Annotated in this window: 2 protein-coding genes and 1 pseudogene; 1 reads left to right on the top strand and 2 read right to left on the bottom strand. The window is 70.2% G+C overall.

Annotated elements, in window-relative coordinates:
- The first annotated feature begins 63 nt into the window (after nt 1-63).
- On the top strand, nt 64-948 hold the full coding sequence (locus AC27KI_RS23550) for a hypothetical protein (RefSeq protein ID WP_487116147.1): 885 nt from the start codon (nt 64-66) through the stop codon (nt 946-948).
- 93 nt (nt 949-1,041) lie between these two features.
- Here the strand turns inward: AC27KI_RS23550 and AC27KI_RS23555 are convergent, their stop codons facing one another.
- On the bottom strand, nt 1,042-1,965 hold the full coding sequence (locus AC27KI_RS23555; protein WP_487116149.1) for a thiamine phosphate synthase: 924 nt from the start codon (nt 1,963-1,965) through the stop codon (nt 1,042-1,044).
- Nucleotides 1,958-2,043: pseudogene (locus AC27KI_RS23560) on the bottom strand (thiazole synthase); the annotation flags it as partial. The gene AC27KI_RS23555 and the pseudogene AC27KI_RS23560, both read right to left, overlap by 8 nt.

Below are 2,043 nucleotides of genomic sequence, written 5' to 3' on the forward strand. Positions count from 1 at the left end.
GCACCGAGCCCTCGTTGCGCAGCGCGCCAGCCCCCCTGGCGCCGCCGCCCCCCCGTGCCGCCCGTGTCCTTGGTGCCGCCGCCATCTGCTGTCCGGGCCGCGCCCATCGTGCATCCGGAGGACCTGTTCGACATTCAGCAGCAGGCCGACTTCTTCGTGTCGGTGGGCGAGCATGACCAGGCCATCGGTGTGCTCAAGCGCCACATTGCCGAGCATGGAGAGACCTCGCCCTTTGCCTACCTGGAGTTGCTGCGCCTGTACCACACGCTCAGCCGCGTGGACAGCTTCAATCAGCTGCGTGCCCAGTTCCAGGCGCAGTTCAATGCGCAGGTGCCGGAGTTCTCCTCGTTCCACCGGACGGGCCTGACGCTGGAAAGCTACACGGAAGCGCTGGCGGCCATCGAGGCCGAATGGTCCTCCCCCGAGGTGCTGGACACCCTCGAAGGCTGCCTGTTCCGCCGCGGCGAAGACGCCATCGCCTCGCCGTTCGATCTGGCGGCCTACGACGATCTGTTGCTGTTGCTGGCCATCGCGCAGACCACGCCGGCCAGTGCCCGCGGGGCACCGCCGCCACGCACCCGCACCACACCCCTCACGCCCCCGCCGCTGGAAATCGAGCCAGAGCCGGAATTGCCTTCCGCCAGCGCCTTCGGCGTGGACAGCCTCTCCGCGCGTCGGGAGCAGGAGCTGCAATCGCTGGACTCGCTGTCTGCCGGGTTCTCCTGGGAATCGATCCCGGCGCCTCTGGCCCCCAAGCCGATCTCCGAGGCCATGCTGGACATCGACCTGACCGATCCACCACCGCTCACGCTGAGCGAGCTGCCTCCGGTGCCCGTCACCGCGCCGCCTTCGGCGGGGGATCCGGTCGGCTTCGGCATGGACAACGACAAGATGGAGTTGCGTCTGGAGCTCGAAGAGCTGGAGCGAAAGCAGCGCACGGACAAGTAACGGAAAAAAGGCCCTTCGGGGCCTTTTTCGATGCAGGGCATGCCGCGCGTTGCGGCTTTCTGCCATGGCGGCGCGCCTGGCGGGTTGCCAGCGTCAGCCCGCCATGCGGGCCATCAGATCCTGCGCCGCGGCTTCCGGATCGTCGGCATTGACGAGTGCCCGCACCACGGCGATCGAGCCCACGCCCGTGGCCAGCACCTCGCCGAACTGCGGCGCCCCGATGCCGCCGATGGCGACCATCGGGTAGTGCCGCATCAGCCGGGCGTAGCCGGCCAGGCGTGCCACCCCCTGGGGCACGGTGGCCATCTTCTTGAGCGTGGTGGGAAACACCGCCCCCATGGCCACATAGCTGGGCGCCGCGGCATCGGCGCGCACCATTTCCGCATAGCCGTGGGTGCTGACCCCCAGGCGCAGGCCGGCGTCGCGGATGGCCTGCAGCTGCGCAGGCGCCAGCGCATCGAGGTCTTCCTGGCCCAGGTGGACGCCATAGGCGCCCGCGTCGATGGCGGCCTGCCAGTGGTCGTTGATGAACAGCAGGGCATGCGTGCCGCGCACGGCGTCCACGGCGGCCCGCACTTCGTGCGCGATGGTTTGTGCGTCGTCCGTCTTGTAGCGCAGTTGCACGGTGGGTACGCCGGCACGGGCCATGCGGCCCACCCATTGCGCGTCGGGCAGCACTGCATAGAGACCCAGCCGCTCGGGGCAGGCGGGGAAGGGCTGGCGGTGCGGCAGCGGCTGCAGGCCGAAGTCTTGCGGCGCATCGGGCCACTGCGAGGCATCGAAGCCGCCGGTGCGGTCCGTCTGTGCCTGCCAGGCCCGGGCGAGGCACTCGGCATCGCTGGCGATGAAACCCAATGCGCTGCAGGCCTCCAGCGCCGCGCGGTACACCGGGCCGCCGGACAGCGGCACGGGGGCCGGCTGGGATGGGAAGTCGGCGAAGGCGGCGCCATGCGCGGCCAGGATGGCGCGCACCGATGCGGCGTGGCCCGAAGCGGTTCCGTGCAGCATCTCAGCCATGGTCGTGGTGCCAGAAAGGGGTGCCCAGCACCGGGGTGCTCGGCTGGGCGGCTTCCTGCGCGGCCATGGCGCCCGCAC

This window comes from Acidovorax sp. KPB24-03, assembly GCF_057546605.1.